Source organism: Sphingomonas sp. (assembly GCF_965200135.1).
Classification (GTDB): domain Bacteria; phylum Pseudomonadota; class Alphaproteobacteria; order Sphingomonadales; family Sphingomonadaceae; genus Sphingomonas.
The window spans coordinates 456,580-470,546 of sequence record NZ_CBDATK010000007.1 but is presented as its reverse complement, the minus strand read 5'-3'; the positions used below and the strand labels follow the sequence as shown (position 1 = coordinate 470,546).

Here is a 13,967-nt window from a genome sequence, read left to right as displayed (position 1 = left end):
ACCGGGTGCTTGATCGCTTAGCGGAGCTAGAAACCGAACTGCGGTCAATCAGGCAACACCTGACGGGTTTGTCAAATACGTAATCGCCTCTGAAGAGGAAGGCAGTTTGCGTCCTCACCCGCCCGCCGGCGGCTGCATCGCCGCAATCAGGTCGTCGTCCATCTTCTTCGCGCGACGATACGCCTCGCGCGCGGTCAGCCGCTCCGAATACGCCACGAAGCTGTCGCGCTTCGGCAGCGAGCCGAACCCCACGCCCCAGATGATCTGCGCCCCGAAATAGACGTCCGCCGCGGTGAACCGGTCGCCGCAGACGAACTGCTTGCCCGCGATCTCGCCGTCCAGCGTATCGACCACCGTCTCGTAGCTACCATAGCCCGCCATCCGCTGCTGCTTGTCGTCCGGGTTCCAGCCGATGCTGTGGTTCGTCACCGCCGCCTCCACCGGCCCGGCGGCGAAGAACAGCCAGCGGTAATAGGCGGCCCTCTCCTCCGCGCGCGGTGCCAGCGCGGCGTCGGGGAACGCCTCGGCCAGATAGGCGCAGATCGCGGCGCCTTCCGTCACGACCTGCCCCCGATGGACGATCGCGGGCACCTTGCCCATCGGGTTGATCGCCAGATACTCGGCCGACTTCATCGTGTCCGCATAGCCGAGGATGACCTGCTCGTACTCGGCGCCGACCTCCTCCAGCATCCAGCGGGCGATCTGCCCGCGCGACATCGGATTGGTGTAGAAGGTCAGCTCGGCCATTGCGATTACCCCTGCTCGAATCGGAACAAGGGTGGAACACGCCCACGACGAACGGTCAAGCGGCGCGATACCACCAGACGCCGTCGCGCACCTCGCGTACCGCGCGCCCCGTCACTTCCAGATGCCGGAGGTGCGCCAGCGCCTCGCCCGTCGCCATGCCGAGCACGTCGGGACCGATCGGGCGCCGGAACAGCTGGCCGAAACAGTCGACCGCGCGCGCCGGCGTGGCGAGGTGCGCGGCGACCGCATCCAGCCGCCCGGCATGTTCCGCGTCGAGCTGGTCGAGCCGCGTGTGCAGCCCGGTGAACGGATCGCCATGGCCCGGCAGCACCAGCAGGTCGGCCGGCAGCCCGCGCAGCTTCGCGATCGACGCCAGCCAGTCGCCCAGCGGATCGCCCTCCGGCTCGCTGACGCCCAGCGATACGTTGGAGCTGATCCGGGGCAGCACCTGATCGCCCGCCACCAGAATGCCGCGCGCGCGGTCCAGCAGGCAGGCATGCTCAGGGCTGTGGCCGCTGCCGACCACCACGTCCCAGTCGGTGCCGCCGATCGTCAGCACGTCGCCCTCGGCGATCCGGCGGAAGCCGAGCGGCAGGCGCGAGACGACCCGCCCGAAATTGCCCCAGCCGCGTTCCGACGCCTGCGCGATCTGCGCCTCGTCCCAGCCCGCGCCGCGCCAGAACGCCTTCATCTCGTCGGGCACGTCGTCGCGGCTGTCGCTGGTCAGCATCCGCAGCTGCAGCCACTCGGTCCGCGTCATCACCAGCGGTGCGTCGTGCTGGCGGCACAGCCAGCCGGCGAGCCCGACATGATCGGGATGAAAGTGCGTACACAGCACCTGCGCGACGGTCGCCCCCGCCAGCGGCCCGGCGAACAGCGCCTGCCACGCGGCCACCGCCGCGTCGCTGTTGAACCCGGTATCGACCAGCGTCAGCGCGTCGTCGGTGCCCAGCACATAACCGTTGATGTGCTTGAGCGGCCCGGACAGCGGCAACCGCCACCAGCGGACGCCGGGCGCGATCTCGTGGAGGTCGCCGGGCTGCGGGGCGGTGCCGCCGAGGGGGTAGACGACGTCGTCGCGCTCGATCGCGTCGTCGGTCCGATGGGCGGGTGCGGTGGCCATCGGTTGCGCGTAGCAACTGAGGGAGCAGGCGTCACTCAGATCCTCCCCGGCACGGGGAGGGGGACCGCCGGCGCGAAGCGGCGGTGGTGGAGGGGGCTCGCCGCGAGCAGGTCGCTAGTGGCCAGCCCCCTCCGTCGCGCTTCGCACGCCACCTCCCCGCGAGCGGGGAGGATTTACGGATCGGAGGCTGTCAGCGTCGCGCCAAGCCGCAGCCTGCCCCCGCGAAAGCGGGGGTCGGACCGGTTCGCAAGCGCGACCCGCCGGCCGGGCTTGCGCGACCCGCTTGCCGCTGCGCTGCGCGCGTGTGCGCTAGCGCCGGAACGGATCGAACAGCGCGTCGGCCTGCGACTTCGGCGCGATGCCCGCCGCCAGGTCGCGCGCGGCCTGCTCGCGCTCGGCACGCAGCTGACCGATCAGCGCCTCGCGATCGCCCTCCAGCCGCGGATCGGAGGTCGGCGCCTCGATCCCCGCCGCCTTCGCCGCCTTGGCGACGGCCGCGTCCAGCTCGCGCTGCGTCGTCAGACCCAGCGTCACCGGGTCCTTCGGCGTGATGTTCGCCATGTTCCAGTGGCTCTTGTCGCGGATCGCCGCGATCGTCGTGCGGGTCGTGCCGATCAGCAGCGAGATCGCGCCGTCGGTGATCTCCGGGTGGTTGCGGATGATCCAGGCGATGCCGTCCGGCTTGTCCTGGCGCTTGGAGACCGGGGTGTAGCGCGGCCCCTTGGTGCGGCGGACCTGCTCGGGGCCCTTGACCATCTGCATCCGGTAATTCGGATCGGCCTGCGCCTTGTCGACTTCCTCCTGCGTCACCTCGTGCGCGCGGATCGGGTCGCGCCCGGTCAGCTTGGTCGCGGCGGTATCGTCGGCGATCGCCTGCACCTCCAAGATGTGGAGGCCGCAGAACTCCGCGATCTGCTCGAAGGAGAGCGAGGTGCTGTCGACCATCCAGGAAGCGGTCGCGTGAGGCATGAGCGGCTGGGCCATGCGGAAACTCCGATATAAAAACGGCCGCCCCTGTCCGGAGCGGCCCTGCATGGCACCGATCTAGTCGTGGCCGGGCGCAAGGGCAAGCGGGCTGTCACTTTCGCGCAACAGGCGGCGGCTATTCGCATCGCCACCGACGACCCGCCGATTCGCAACGGGTTGAGGGCGGGCGCATCGGGCGCGTAAGCCCAACGGGCACCAAAGGGAGTTCATCACCATGCGTTTCAAGACGCTGTTCGCCACTGCCGCCGTCGCGGCGATGCTGACCACGACCACCGCGGCGACCGCCGCCGTTGCCAACCCGGCCGCCAGCCTGTCGATCGCGCACGGCCGCGCGGCCTCGCCGTCGACGAACCGGAGCGCCCTCGGCGCGGAGGTCGGCACCTCGACGCTGATCTCGATCGGCGTGCTCGCCGCGCTGGTGGTGATCGTGCTGGTCGCGACGAAGGACGGCGACGACTCGGACAGCAACTAGAGCGCGGTTCGGCGGGGCCGGCCGCGTGCCGGTCCCGCCCTACATGATCCCCAGCACCGCGCGACGCCGCGCCTGCCACCGCAGCTCCGCCCAGGCGAACACGGCGACCGCCGCCACCGCGATCCAGCCCCAGCAATGGCGCCAGAACGGGAACCAGCCCGGCCCGCCGCGTCGCTCGATCGCGGCCCGCTGGTCCTCGGTCAGTCCCGCCAGTCGATAGCCATAGCTATCCTCCTTGAAGACCGCGAGATCGCCTTGCCGCGTCGCGAACAGCGGCAGGCCCAGGAAGCTCCACTCGCGTACCACCCACCCCATCCGCAGCGGGTTGCCCTCGCCGGTCCGCCCGAGCAGCGTCGCGGCGCGCGCGTTCCAGTCCGACCGATGGATAATGACGCTCCAGTCGTCGCCGTAATCCGGCACGATCCCCGCCGGCACCGGGCCGGCCGGCGCGACGTTGTTGAAGCTCGTCAGCAACGGCGCCCGCCCCGAGAGCGCCAGACAAGCGATCACCATAAAGCCGACCAGCGCCAGCAACGCGAAGTGCCACACCTGCCGCACCGGTTCGCGGGGTTCGTGTTCTGCCGTCGTCACGTATCGTCACCCCTTGTCGTCATCCCGCATCCCTTCCGTCATCCCCCCGCGCCAAAGGCTGGCCCGCTCGACCGCCTCCTCCGTCATCCCCGCGAAAGCGGGGATCCCGCTCCTCCTCGGCGCCCCCATGCAGCGTGACGTACAGGTCGCGCCATTCCGGATTGTCCTTCTCGATCAGCTCGATCTTCCACGCCCGTCGCCACTTCTTGATCGCCTTTTCCCGCGCGATCGCATCGACGATCAGTTCCGTCGCCTCGATGTAGACCAACCGGCCGAGCCCGTAGCGCCGGCAGAAATCCGAGCCGGCGCCGTGGCGATGCTGGCAGATCCGCTGGAACGGGGTCGCCGTGACGCCAGTGTAGATCGCACCCCGGTAACGGTCGGCCATCATGTAGATATAACCCTGCCGGCTCACATCGCCCTCTCAAGAATAAGCGGGATCCCCGCGTTCGCGGGGATGACGGAGGGAGGGGCGGGTTGGCACAGCGGTATGGTTAGACAGCCCCCCTCACCCCATCGTCAGCACGATCTTCCCCACATGGTCCCCTGCCTCCATCCGCCGGTGCGCGTCCGCCGCCTGCGCCAGCGGAAAGCTCCGGTCGATCACCGGCTTCAGCCGCCCGGCCTCGACATGCGGCCACACCGTACGGTGAAGCTCGTCCGCGACCAGCCCCTTCCACGCCGCATCGCGCGGACGCAGCGTCGAGCCGGTCAGCGTCAGGCGGCGGCGCATGATCTCGAAGATCGGCACCGTCGCCACCGCACCGCCCTGCACCGCGATCGAGACGTGGCGGCCGTCATCGGCCAGGCACTGAAGGTTGCGCGGCACGTAGTCGCCGCCGACCATGTCCAGCACCGCCTGGCACCCGCGCCCGCCGGTCACCTCCTTCACCCGCGCGACGAAGTCCTCCGTGCGATAGTTGATCGCGTGGGCCGCGCCCAGCGCCACCGCCGCCGCGCATTTTTCGTCCGATCCCGCGGTGACGATCACCGTCAGCCCGAACAGCCGCCCCAATGCGATCGCCATCGTGCCGATGCCGCTGGTGCCGCCATGGACCAGCACCGTGTCGCCCTCGGTCGCATAGGCGCGCTCGAACAGGTTGGTCCACACGGTGAACAGCGTTTCGGGCAGCGCCGCGCCCTCGACCGTGCTCAGCGCTTCGGGCAGCGGCAGGCACTGGCCGTACGGCGCGACGGCATATTCGGCATAACCGCCGCCCGCGAGCAGCGCGCAGACCGGCTGGCCGACGACCACCGTATCGACGCCCGTCCCCGTCGCGACGATCTCCCCCGCCACTTCCAGGCCGGGGATGGACGGCGCACCCGGCGGCGGCGGATACCCGCCCTTGCGCTGAAGCACGTCGGGGCGGTTCACCCCGGCGGCGGCGACGCGGATCAGCACCTCGCCCTCGCCGGGCACCGGCACCGGCCGCTCGACCGGCCGGAGCACCTCCGGCCCGCCCGGCTCGGCCGGATCGATCGCCTGCATCGTCAATGGCACCGCCATGCCGTTCGCTCCCCAAGTTGCGGCGGTTATTGACAGCGTCGCGCGCCCGGTCAACGCTGCGTGCACATGGACCTGGAAGACGCCCAGCCCCGGCCCGCCGACCTGCTGACGCAGCTGGTCCGCCAGGACCTCGACCCGCTCTCGGTCGCGGAGCTGGAGGCGCGGATCGCCGCGCTGGAGGGCGAGATCGCCCGCGCCCGGCAAAAGATTGAACGCGCCATTAACCATCGCGCAAGCGCCGACGCGCTATTCAGGCCATAGAGTGCCTCGGCGCCGGGCCTCTCGCATCGGCGCGACGCCTGGGCGCTTGATGCGGGCCTGCACGATCCCGACATTGGGGTGGACGGACCCGCATCCCCCAGTTCTTTGGCGGTCGGTCCGACAGGAGTAGAACATGCCCTCTTTCGCCCCCGCGCTCGAGACCACGCTCCACAAGGCGCTCGAAGCCGCGTCCAGCCGCCGCCACGAATATGCGACGCTGGAGCATCTGCTGCTCGCGCTGATCGACGACGAGCACGCCTCCAAGGTGATGACCGCCTGCAACGTCGATCTCGGCGAGCTGAAGACCACCGTCGCGCATTATCTCGACGCGGAACTGGACGCGCTCAAGGTCTCGGCCTCGACCGACCCGTCGCCGACCAGCGGCTTCCAGCGCGTCGTCCAGCGCGCGATCCTCCACGTCCAGTCGTCGGGCCGCGACGAGGTGACCGGCGCCAACGTGCTGGTCGCCCTGTTCTCCGAGCGCGAGAGCTATGCGGTCTATTTCCTCCAGCAGCAGGACATGAGCCGCCTCGACGCGGTCAGCTATATCAGCCACGGCGTCGGCAAGGGCGGCGCCGCCGAGGCCGCGACGCCCAAGGGCGCGGCCGAGGAAGAGAAGCCCGCCAAGGGCGCCGGCGGCAAGGAAAAGGGCGAGAGCGCGCTCAAGCAGTTCTGCGTCGACCTCAACGAAAAGGCGAAGAACGGCAAGGTCGATCCGCTGATCGGCCGCGGGCCGGAGGTGGACCGCACCGTCCAGATCCTGTGCCGCCGGTCGAAGAACAACCCGCTCTATGTCGGCGACCCCGGCGTCGGCAAGACCGCGATCGCCGAGGGTCTCGCGCGCAAGATCGTCGAGGGCGACGTGCCCGAGGTGCTGTTGCCGGCGGTCATCTATTCGCTCGACATGGGCGCGCTGCTCGCGGGCACGCGCTATCGCGGCGACTTCGAGGAGCGGCTGAAGGCGGTCGTCAACGAGCTGGAGAAGCTGCCCGACGCGGTGCTCTTCATCGACGAGATCCACACCGTGATCGGTGCCGGCGCGACCAGCGGCGGCGCGATGGATGCGTCGAACCTGTTGAAGCCCGCGCTGTCGGGGGGCACCATCCGCTGCATCGGCTCGACCACCTACAAGGAATTCCGCAACCACTTCGAAAAGGACCGCGCGCTGCTGCGCCGGTTCCAGAAGATCGACGTCAACGAGCCGACGATCGAGGACACGATCAAGATCCTCGCCGGGCTTCGCACCGCGTTCGAGGATCATCACAAGGTCAAATACACGCCCGACGCGATCAAGTCGGCGGTCGAGCTGTCGGCGCGCTACATCAACGACCGCAAGCTGCCCGACAAGGCGATCGACGTGATCGACGAGGTCGGCGCGATGCAGATGCTGGTGCCTGCCCCCAAGCGCAAGAAGACGATCACCACGCGCGAGATCGAACAGGTCATCGCGACGATGGCGCGCATCCCGCCGAAGTCGGTGTCGAGCGACGACAAGATCGCGCTGGCGACGCTGGAGACGGACCTGAAGCGTGTCGTGTTCGGCCAGAACGCGGCGATCGAGAAGCTGGCGTCGGCGATCAAGCTGGCGCGGGCGGGCCTGCGCGAACCGGAAAAGCCGATCGGCAACTACCTGTTCACCGGCCCGACCGGCGTCGGCAAGACCGAGGTGGCGAAGCAGCTCGCGGCGATCCTGGGCATCCCGCTCCAGCGCTTCGACATGAGCGAGTATATGGAGCGGCACTCGGTCAGCCGCCTGATCGGTGCGCCGCCGGGCTATGTCGGGTTCGATCAGGGCGGCCTGCTGACCGATGCGGTCGATCAGCAGCCGCATTGCGTCCTGCTGCTCGACGAGATCGAAAAGGCGCATCCGGACCTGTTCAACATCCTGTTGCAGGTGATGGACAACGGCCGCCTCACCGATCAGCACGGCAAGACCGTCGACTTCCGCAACGTCATCCTCATCATGACGACCAACGCGGGCGCGTCCGACATGGCGCGCGAGACGGTCGGCTTCGGCAATCTGACGCGCGAGGGCGAGGACGAGCAGGCGGTGCAGAAGATGTTCACGCCCGAGTTCCGCAATCGGCTCGATGCGGTGGTGCCGTTCGGCTACCTCCCGCCGGAGGTCGTCGCGCGCGTGGTGGACAAGTTCGTCCTCCAGCTCGAACTGCAGCTGGCGGACCGCCACGTCCATATCCAGCTCGACGACGAATCGCGCAAGTGGCTGACCGACAAGGGCTACGACAAGCTCTACGGCGCCAGGCCGATGAGCCGGCTGATCCAGGAAAAGATCAAGCAGCCGCTCGCCGAGGAGCTGTTGTTCGGCAAGCTGGTCCATGGCGGCGAGGTCACGGTGAAGATGAAGGACGGCGCGTTGTCCTTCGAGATCGAGCCCGCCCCGCCCAAAAAGCCCCGCAAGAAGGGCAAGGCCGAGGTCGCGCCCGTCACGGAATGAAGACGCGACGCCCTCTCCCGCCGTCGCGGGAGAGGGCGTCTTTGCCGCACGAGGTTGCCACCGGGCGGGGCGTGTCGCATAGCGCCACGCGATGGATACGCCGGTCGAGACCCTCTCTTTCGAAGACGCGCTGAAGGAGCTGGAGGCGATCGTCCATCGGCTGGAAACCGGTGACGAGACGCTGGACAAGTCGATCGGGCTCTACGAGCGCGGCGACAAGCTGCGCGCGCGCTGCGCCGAGCGGCTCGATCAGGCGCAGGCGCGGATCGAGGCGATCCGGCTCGATGCGGACGGTCGCCCGGCCGGCACCCGGCCCTTCGTCGCGGGCTGACGTGGCGGACCTCGCGCATGCCATGGCCGCCATCGCGGCGGCGGTGGACCGGCACTTCGACGCGCTGCTGCCGGTGCCGGACGACGCCCGCGCCGACCTGTATCGCTGCATGCGCCACGCCGCGATCGGCGGCGGCAAGCGGCTGCGCCCGCTGCTCGTCGCCGCCGCCGCCGACCTCCACGGTGTCGATCGCGAGGCCAGCGAGCGCGTCGGCACCGCGATCGAGGCGATCCACGTCTATTCGCTGATCCACGACGACCTGCCGGCGATGGACGACGACGACCTGCGTCGCGGCAAGCCGACCGCGCACAAGGCGTATGGCGAGGCGACCGCGATCCTGGCCGGTGACTGCCTCCACGCGCTCGCCTTCGAATGGCTCGCCGACGCCGACGTCCATCCCGATCCCTTCGTCCGTGCCGAGCTGGTGGCGGCGCTCGCCCGTGCGTCGGGGCCGGCGGGGATGGCCGGCGGGCAGGCGATGGACCTCGCCGCCGCCGCCACGCCGTTCGACCTCACCGGCATCACCCGGCTCCAGCAGATGAAGACCGGCGCGCTGATCGCCGTGTCGGTGGAGGCGGGCGCCATCCTGGGCCATGTCCCGCCGGAGGGTCGCACCGGCCTGCGCGGCTATGCCCACGATCTCGGCCTCGCCTTCCAGATCGCCGACGACCTGCTCGATGCCGAGGGCGACGAGGACGCGGCCGGCAAGCGGCTCCGCAAGGACGCCGATGCGCGCAAGGCGACCTTCCTCTCGCTGCTCGGCCCCGAACGCGCGCGCGCGCAGTGCCGGATGCTGACCGAGCAGGCAGTCGAGCACCTCCACGCCTATGGCGAGGAGGCGGACCTGCTCCGCGCGATCGCGGCCTATGTAGTGGAGCGGGATCGATGAGGATCGGCGTCTATCCGGGCACGTTCGATCCCATCACGCTGGGCCACCTGTCGATCATCCGGCGCGGCGCGAAGCTGGTCGACCGGCTGGTGATCGGGGTCACCACCAACCCCTCCAAATCGCCGATGTTCACCGTCGACGAGCGGATGGCGAGCGTGCGCCGCGAAGTCGAACCGCTGTCCGGCGATATCGAGGTGGTGTCGTTCAACTCGCTGCTGATGGACTTCGCCGACCGCGAGGGTGCCTCGATCATCGTCCGCGGCCTGCGCGCGGTCGCCGACTTCGAGTATGAATATCAGATGGCGGGCATGAACCAGCAGCTCAACGACCGCGTCGAGACCGTCTTCCTGATGGCGGACGCCGCGTTGCAGCCGATCGCGTCGAAGCTGGTCAAGGAGATCGCGCTGTTCGGCGGCGACATCGCCAAGTTCGTGACGCCGGGCGTCCGCGCCGAGGTGCTCGACCGCATCGGGCAGACCGGCCGCCGGGGCGAGTGAACCCTGCCTTCACCGAGCCACAATGGCCGTCCACCTCGCGGCCGTTCATCTTGGCGCAATCGGCGTTCCGTTCTAGGAGGCCGGCGTCTTCCGATAGGTTCCTGCCCATGCGCTTCCTCGCCGCCCTGTTCGCGTTCGCCGCCGTCCTGTTGCCCGGTGCCGTGGCCGCGCAGATCGTCGACCCGACCACCGCCGGTCGCGCCGAACCCGCCTCGCCGACCGATCCGCAGAACATCCTGCTGCTCGACCTGTCGACCGGCGGGCGCGTCACCATCTGGCTGCGGCCCGACGTCGCGCCCAAGACGGTGGAGCGGATCAAGACGCTGGCGCGACAGCATTTCTACGACGGCCTCACCTTTCACCGCGTCATTGACGGCTTCATGGCGCAGGGCGGCGACCCCAAGGGCGACGGCACCGGCGGCTCGACGCTGCCCAATCTGCCGAGCGAGTACAATTATCTGCCGCACGTTCGCGGTGCCGTGTCGGCGGCGCGCGCCGACGACCCGAACAGCGCCAATTCGCAGTTCTTCATCGTCTTTCAGCCGCGCTTCCAGCTCGACAAGAAGTACACCGTGTTCGGTCGCGTGATCGACGGCATGCAGTATGTCGACGCGATCGAGCGCGGCGAGCCGCCCGCGAACCCGAGCCGCATCGTCCACGCCTATGTGCTCGCCGACAACCCGCCGGCCTATCAGCCCGCGCCGCCGCCGGCCGCAGCGCTGCCCGCGACGCCCGCGCTGCTGCCCACCGGCCCCGCCGTCGCCGCGCCGAAGCCCGCCCCAACGACCCGCGCTCCGGCCCGCCGCACGGCACCGGCCCGCCGCCGCTCCGCCCGCTGATCGTCGCGCTCTCCGTCATCCCCGCGAAAACGGGGACCCATCTCCCGCCCATGACCCCACTCGAAACCGCCGCATCAAGCCCGCCGCCTCCGCGGGGATGACGAATGAGCGGCGGGTAACGATCGCGACCCCATGAACGTCGACCTTTTCGACTTCGACCTCCCCGCCGATCGCATCGCGCTCCGGCCCGCATCGCCACGCGACGCCGCGCGCCTGCTCGTGCTCGACGGCGCAACGACGGCGGATCGCCACGTCGGCGACCTCGCCGACGCGCTCCGGCCCGGCGACCTGCTCGTCTTCAACGACACCCGCGTCATTCCCGCCCGGCTCGAGGGCCGACGCGGCGACGCGAAGATCGGCGCGACGCTCCACAAACGCGAGGGCACGCGCAGCTGGCGCGCCTTCATCCGCAACGGCCGCCGCCTGCGCGACGGCGACGCGATCGACTTCGGCAGCGACGTGACCGCCACCGCCACCCGGCGCGACGACGACGGCAGCTGGCTGCTGACCTTCGCGGGCGAAGAGCCGGTCGAGCTGCTGCTGGAGCGAGCCGGCCACATGCCGCTGCCGCCCTACATCGCCGCACGCCGCCCGACCGACGCTCGGGACGCCGCCGACTATCAGACGATGTTCGCGGACCAGCCGGGCGCGGTCGCCGCCCCCACCGCCGCGCTCCACTTCACGCCCGCGCTGATGGCGTCGCTCGCGGCGGCCGGCGTCGAGCACGTCACCCTCACCCTCCATGTCGGCGCCGGCACCTTCCTGCCCGTCAAGGCCGACGACACCGCCGATCACCGCATGCACGCCGAATGGGGCCGCCTCGACGCCGCCGTCGCCGCGCGACTCAACGCCGTCCGCGCCGCCGGGGGCCGGGTGATCGCGGTCGGCACCACGTCGCTCCGCCTGATCGAGAGCGCCGCGCGCGAGGACGGCACGATCGCCGCGTTCGAGGGCGACACCCGCATCTTCATCGCGCCCGGCTATCGCTTCCGCGGCATCGACGGCCTCCTCACCAACTTCCACCTGCCGCGTTCGACGCTGTTCATGCTGGTATCGGCGTTGATGGGGCGAGAGCGGATGCAGGCGGCCTATGCCCATGCCGTTCAGGCGGGATATCGTTTCTACAGCTATGGCGACGCCTCGTTGCTGTTGCCGGAGCCATGACCATGCCGCTCGCCGCCCTGCTGCTGCTCCTCGCGCAAGAAGCGCCCGCCGCCGACGTCCGCGTCGTCGCGCCGGGGCGGCCGAACGCACAGGTGCCCGCGACGCTGGTGGTGGAGCCCGCCGCGATGCTGATCGTCGCCTGCGACACCGATGCCGACGGCCGCACCACGCGCACCGAGCTCGACGCCTGCATCCAGCACGGCTTTCCCGCCGGTGCGGCGACGATCGGCTATCTCGACTATGCCGCCTGGCAGACGAAATGGCTGGGCGATCAGGGAGCCTTGCCTAGTCCGTTCGAGGTCGATCGCGACGGCGACAACCGCATCTCGCTCGATGAGTTGCAGGCGCAGTTCGGCAAGCTCTTCTCGCGGCTCGACAAGAACGGCGACGGCGCGGTCACCCGCCCCGAGGCGCTGACGATCCGCGCCTATGCGACCGGCGAGCCCGGCAAGGGCAAGCGTCGCGGCGAACGCATCCCCGGCGGGCAGCCGCCACCGCGGTAGCAAGGGCCTGTCCTACAAGCGCGCGGATGGCGCATGGCCGTGGTCACTCTTTGACACCGCCGGTACGCTTGTCTCGACGCCGGGAACCGCCGCCGCACGGCGATGCGTTTTGGGTACAACCTTTCGTCACCTTTGACCCCGCCACGACGGCGAACGGACGCAGGTCGCGACACACCCGGCACCGTCGGCCGGCTCCGCCCCGCCGCCGAGGGTGGACAGGCGGGACCCGCCCCGGCAAGCGGCGGCGGGTGACGCGCCCCCGCTTCGACTTCGCCATCCATCACACCGACGGCCGCGCCCGCACCGGCGCGATCGCGATGCGGCGCGGCACGATCCGCACGCCGGCGTTCATGCCGGTCGGCACCGCCGCCACCGTCAAGGCGATGAAGCCCGCCGACGTCGCCGCATCGGGCGCCGACATCATCCTCGGCAACACCTATCACCTCATGCTGCGGCCGGGCGCCGAGCGCGTCGCACGGCTGGGCGGGCTGCACGCGCTGATGGGCTGGGACCGCCCGATCCTGACCGACAGCGGCGGCTATCAGGTGATGAGCCTCGCCGACCTCACGAAGCGCTCCGAGGAGGGCGTGTCGTTCAAGTCGCACCTCGACGGCAGCCGGCATCTGCTCAGCCCGGAGCGCTCGATCGAGGTGCAGCGGCTGCTCGGCTCGGACATCGTCATGGCGTTCGACGAGCTGGTCCCGACCACCTCGACCCCGGAGGTTCAGGCCGCCGCGATGGAGCGCTCGATGCGCTGGGCCGTCCGGTCGCGCGCCGCCTTCGACGCGGGCGGCACGCATGCGGAGGGCGCGGCGCTGTTCGGCATCCAGCAGGGCGCGCTCGACGAGGGGCTGCGACGGTCCAGCGCCGACGCGCTGATGGACATCGGCTTCGACGGCTATGCGATCGGCGGGCTGGCGGTCGGCGAGGGTCAGGCGGCGATGTTCGCCTGCCTCGACTTCGCCCCCGGCCAGCTCCCCGTCGACCGGCCCCGCTACCTGATGGGCGTCGGCAAGCCGACCGACATCGTCGGCGCGGTCGAGCGCGGCGTCGACATGTTCGACTGCGTGCTGCCGACCCGCTCGGGGCGGACGGGCCAGGCGTTCACCCGCAACGGCCCGCTCAACATCCGCAACGCCCGCCACGCGGAGGACACCGGCCCGCTCGACCCCGCCTGCGCCTGCCCCATCTGCGCGACGTGGAGCCGCGCCTATCTCCACCATCTCGTCCGCGCGGGCGAGATACTGGGCGCGATGTTGATGACGGAACACAACATCTGGTTCTACGAAGCGTTGATGGCCGACCTGCGCGCCGCGATCGAGCGCGGCGGCCTGACGACGTTCGCGGACCGGTTCCGCACCGAGTACGAAGGAGAGAAAGCGTGACCGACCAGACCGACGACGCCCCCAACGAGATCCTGGCGGAGGTCAAGGCGCACGCCCGCGCCGCCGAGCGCGCGGTGGCGGCGAAGACGAAGAACTGGCCGCTCGCCAAGATCGGGCTGGCCGCGGGCATCGGCTCGGCGGCGATCGCCGCGGCGGTGCTGTTCGCGCAGAGCCGCGGCGGGCAGGACGAAGATTGACGACCCGCCGCCCCGTCCC

The 13,967-nt window shown here is 70.1% G+C and carries 17 protein-coding genes; 11 read left to right on the top strand and 6 right to left on the bottom strand.

The annotated features are described in order from the left end of the window. Nucleotides 1-114: 114 nt before the first annotated feature. The 3 genes from ACOFKS_RS10485 to ACOFKS_RS10475 form a co-directional block, all read right to left on the bottom strand. Entirely contained in the window at nucleotides 115-747 is a 633-nt protein-coding gene (locus ACOFKS_RS10485; protein ID WP_419809179.1) for a glutathione S-transferase family protein, read from the bottom strand. A gap of 55 nt (nucleotides 748-802) precedes the next feature. Next, nucleotides 803-1,870: an MBL fold metallo-hydrolase gene (locus ACOFKS_RS10480; RefSeq protein ID WP_419809178.1), complete on the bottom strand. Its 1,068-nt coding sequence runs from the start codon at nucleotides 1,868-1,870 to the stop codon at nucleotides 803-805. A gap of 309 nt (nucleotides 1,871-2,179) precedes the next feature. Further along, a complete protein-coding gene (locus tag ACOFKS_RS10475; RefSeq protein ID WP_419809177.1) occupies nucleotides 2,180-2,854 on the bottom strand; it encodes a cell cycle transcriptional regulator TrcR in 675 nt (224 codons plus the stop codon). 217 nt (nucleotides 2,855-3,071) lie between these two features. Between ACOFKS_RS10475 and ACOFKS_RS10470 the strand changes: the two genes are divergently transcribed. Next, a complete protein-coding gene (locus tag ACOFKS_RS10470) occupies nucleotides 3,072-3,329 on the top strand; it encodes a hypothetical protein (RefSeq protein WP_419809176.1) in 258 nt (85 codons plus the stop codon). Nucleotides 3,330-3,368: 39 nt separating this feature from the next. Here the strand turns inward: ACOFKS_RS10470 and ACOFKS_RS10465 are convergent, their stop codons facing one another. The 3 genes from ACOFKS_RS10465 to ACOFKS_RS10455 form a co-directional block, all read right to left on the bottom strand. Then, nucleotides 3,369-3,920 carry a hypothetical protein gene (locus ACOFKS_RS10465; protein WP_419809175.1) on the bottom strand — a complete coding sequence of 184 codons (552 nt, stop codon included), beginning with the start codon at nucleotides 3,918-3,920 and terminating at the stop codon, nucleotides 3,369-3,371. 19 nt (nucleotides 3,921-3,939) lie between these two features. After that, nucleotides 3,940-4,311 carry a GIY-YIG nuclease family protein gene (locus ACOFKS_RS10460; RefSeq protein ID WP_419809174.1) on the bottom strand — a complete coding sequence of 124 codons (372 nt, stop codon included), beginning with the start codon at nucleotides 4,309-4,311 and terminating at the stop codon, nucleotides 3,940-3,942. A 117-nt stretch (nucleotides 4,312-4,428) separates the two neighbouring features. Then, entirely contained in the window at nucleotides 4,429-5,427 is a 999-nt protein-coding gene (locus ACOFKS_RS10455; protein WP_419809173.1) for an NAD(P)H-quinone oxidoreductase, read from the bottom strand. Nucleotides 5,428-5,493: 66 nt separating this feature from the next. On the opposite strand from ACOFKS_RS10455, the gene ACOFKS_RS10450 reads away from it, so the two are divergent. The 10 genes from ACOFKS_RS10450 to ACOFKS_RS10405 all read left to right on the top strand — a co-directional run bounded on the left by ACOFKS_RS10450 (nucleotide 5,494) and on the right by ACOFKS_RS10405 (nucleotide 13,948). Then, nucleotides 5,494-5,688, top strand: a complete 195-nt coding sequence (locus ACOFKS_RS10450; RefSeq protein ID WP_419809172.1) for a DUF1192 domain-containing protein — start codon at nucleotides 5,494-5,496, stop codon at nucleotides 5,686-5,688. Between the two features lie 133 nt (nucleotides 5,689-5,821). Further along, complete coding sequence (clpA, locus tag ACOFKS_RS10445; protein ID WP_419809171.1) at nucleotides 5,822-8,143, top strand: ATP-dependent Clp protease ATP-binding subunit ClpA; 2,322 nt, start codon at nucleotides 5,822-5,824, stop codon at nucleotides 8,141-8,143. A 91-nt stretch (nucleotides 8,144-8,234) separates the two neighbouring features. Next, nucleotides 8,235-8,474, top strand: a complete 240-nt coding sequence (locus tag ACOFKS_RS10440) for an exodeoxyribonuclease VII small subunit (protein WP_419809170.1) — start codon at nucleotides 8,235-8,237, stop codon at nucleotides 8,472-8,474. A gap of 22 nt (nucleotides 8,475-8,496) precedes the next feature. Next, nucleotides 8,497-9,363: a polyprenyl synthetase family protein gene (locus tag ACOFKS_RS10435; protein ID WP_419809169.1), complete on the top strand. Its 867-nt coding sequence runs from the start codon at nucleotides 8,497-8,499 to the stop codon at nucleotides 9,361-9,363. Further along, a complete protein-coding gene (gene coaD / locus ACOFKS_RS10430; RefSeq protein ID WP_419809168.1) occupies nucleotides 9,360-9,860 on the top strand; it encodes a pantetheine-phosphate adenylyltransferase in 501 nt (166 codons plus the stop codon). The genes ACOFKS_RS10435 and coaD overlap by 4 nt, the downstream gene beginning before the upstream one ends. Before the next feature lie 107 nt (nucleotides 9,861-9,967). Continuing rightward, nucleotides 9,968-10,699 carry a peptidylprolyl isomerase gene (locus ACOFKS_RS10425; protein ID WP_419809167.1) on the top strand — a complete coding sequence of 244 codons (732 nt, stop codon included), beginning with the start codon at nucleotides 9,968-9,970 and terminating at the stop codon, nucleotides 10,697-10,699. Nucleotides 10,700-10,831: 132 nt separating this feature from the next. Then, nucleotides 10,832-11,863, top strand: a complete 1,032-nt coding sequence (queA, locus tag ACOFKS_RS10420; protein ID WP_419809166.1) for a tRNA preQ1(34) S-adenosylmethionine ribosyltransferase-isomerase QueA — start codon at nucleotides 10,832-10,834, stop codon at nucleotides 11,861-11,863. A gap of 2 nt (nucleotides 11,864-11,865) precedes the next feature. After that, entirely contained in the window at nucleotides 11,866-12,366 is a 501-nt protein-coding gene (locus ACOFKS_RS10415) for an EF-hand domain-containing protein (protein WP_419809165.1), read from the top strand. A gap of 248 nt (nucleotides 12,367-12,614) precedes the next feature. After that, complete coding sequence (gene tgt / locus ACOFKS_RS10410) at nucleotides 12,615-13,751, top strand: tRNA guanosine(34) transglycosylase Tgt (protein ID WP_419809164.1); 1,137 nt, start codon at nucleotides 12,615-12,617, stop codon at nucleotides 13,749-13,751. Beyond that, entirely contained in the window at nucleotides 13,748-13,948 is a 201-nt protein-coding gene (locus ACOFKS_RS10405; protein ID WP_419809163.1) for a hypothetical protein, read from the top strand. Before tgt ends, ACOFKS_RS10405 begins: the two co-directional genes overlap by 4 nt. Nucleotides 13,949-13,967 lie beyond the last annotated feature (19 nt).

Bases quoted from the DNA above. Each gene is read 5' to 3' on its own strand.
- ACOFKS_RS10485 (WP_419809179.1), bottom strand. From the start codon at position 747: ATGGCCGAGCTGACCTTCTACACCAATCCGATGTCGCGCGGGCAGATC.
- ACOFKS_RS10480 (WP_419809178.1), bottom strand. From the start codon at position 1,870: ATGGCCACCGCACCCGCCCATCGGACCGACGACGCGATCGAGCGCGAC.
- ACOFKS_RS10475 (WP_419809177.1), bottom strand. From the start codon at position 2,854: ATGGCCCAGCCGCTCATGCCTCACGCGACCGCTTCCTGGATGGTCGAC.
- ACOFKS_RS10470 (WP_419809176.1), top strand. From the start codon at position 3,072: ATGCGTTTCAAGACGCTGTTCGCCACTGCCGCCGTCGCGGCGATGCTG.
- ACOFKS_RS10460 (WP_419809174.1), bottom strand. From the start codon at position 4,311: ATGATGGCCGACCGTTACCGGGGTGCGATCTACACTGGCGTCACGGCG.
- ACOFKS_RS10455 (WP_419809173.1), bottom strand. From the start codon at position 5,427: ATGGCGGTGCCATTGACGATGCAGGCGATCGATCCGGCCGAGCCGGGC.
- ACOFKS_RS10450 (WP_419809172.1), top strand. From the start codon at position 5,494: ATGGACCTGGAAGACGCCCAGCCCCGGCCCGCCGACCTGCTGACGCAG.
- clpA (WP_419809171.1), top strand. From the start codon at position 5,822: ATGCCCTCTTTCGCCCCCGCGCTCGAGACCACGCTCCACAAGGCGCTC.
- ACOFKS_RS10440 (WP_419809170.1), top strand. From the start codon at position 8,235: ATGGATACGCCGGTCGAGACCCTCTCTTTCGAAGACGCGCTGAAGGAG.
- ACOFKS_RS10435 (WP_419809169.1), top strand. From the start codon at position 8,497: ATGGCCGCCATCGCGGCGGCGGTGGACCGGCACTTCGACGCGCTGCTG.
- coaD (WP_419809168.1), top strand. From the start codon at position 9,360: ATGAGGATCGGCGTCTATCCGGGCACGTTCGATCCCATCACGCTGGGC.
- ACOFKS_RS10425 (WP_419809167.1), top strand. From the start codon at position 9,968: ATGCGCTTCCTCGCCGCCCTGTTCGCGTTCGCCGCCGTCCTGTTGCCC.
- queA (WP_419809166.1), top strand. From the start codon at position 10,832: ATGAACGTCGACCTTTTCGACTTCGACCTCCCCGCCGATCGCATCGCG.
- ACOFKS_RS10415 (WP_419809165.1), top strand. From the start codon at position 11,866: ATGCCGCTCGCCGCCCTGCTGCTGCTCCTCGCGCAAGAAGCGCCCGCC.